1 tRNA gene and 2 rRNA genes are annotated in these 914 nt (G+C 30.9%); all 3 read right to left on the reverse strand.

The features are described from left to right. Positions 1-96 (reverse strand): 16S ribosomal RNA (locus tag EJJ37_RS19770); the annotation flags it as partial. Positions 97-709: 613 nt separating this feature from the next. After that, positions 710-785, reverse strand: a tRNA-Ala gene (locus tag EJJ37_RS19775). 5 nt (positions 786-790) lie between these two features. Further along, positions 791-907 (reverse strand): 5S ribosomal RNA (gene rrf, locus EJJ37_RS19780). Between the last annotated feature and the right edge of the window lie 7 nt (positions 908-914).

Consider the following 914-nt stretch of genomic DNA (forward strand, 5'->3'; position numbering starts at 1 on the left):
CGCTAGCTTTGTTCCGAAGAACTCCACTCGCTCGACTTGCATGTGTTAGGCACGCCGCCAGCGTTCGTCCTGAGCCAGGATCAAACTCTCACTAAAAAGTTTAATCATTTGCTCAAATTACTTTGAGTCTTTGTTTTAAGACTCTCAAAAGAATTGCTGGTTTACTTTAACTATATTCTGTTCAATTTTCAAAGACCATTTGCTCTGTCGCACCGAAGCGACTTCTTTATCTTATCATCATCACAACATATTGTCAACATATTTTTTTAATTTTTTTATGTTTTTTATATGTTGTCGCTGACGACTTCTTTATATTATCACTATACTATATTTATGTCAACACTTTTTTAAAATTAATTTATTTATTTTTTTATAACTTAAATTACCTTAATTAATCCTTGTATTTTACTGGTTTTGATTAATTCTAATATTATATACTTCTAATGTTATGATCAAATAAAATATCGTCAAAAAAAAATTTTTTCTTATTTTATCTATAATAATATTAATCTTTCTTTGCAAAAAGTTCTATATTTATTTCTATCCTTCTTTTACCTTCTTCTTTATATTTATTTTAAATAACTTATATAAAGTTTTATATCACATAAATTTTATTTTTTATAGCTATAAATTTCTTTTAATAACTTTTAACAAGTATATAATTTATTTTTTAATAAACAAAAAAAGCTACGATATAAATCGTAGCTTTTGGTGGAGGTAAAGGGATTCGAACCCTTGACCCCTTGCGTGCAAGGCAAGTGCTCTCCCAACTGAGCTATACCCCCATATTACCTGGCAACGTTCTACTCTCCCACACAGTCTCCCGTGCAGTACCATCGACGCTGTAGAGCTTAACTTTCCTGTTCGGAATGGGAAGGAGTGTTTCCTCTACGCCATCATCACCAGATCTTTGA

This window comes from Clostridium cuniculi, from assembly GCF_004353185.1.
Taxonomy (GTDB): Bacteria; Bacillota; Clostridia; order Clostridiales; family Clostridiaceae; genus Clostridium; species Clostridium cuniculi.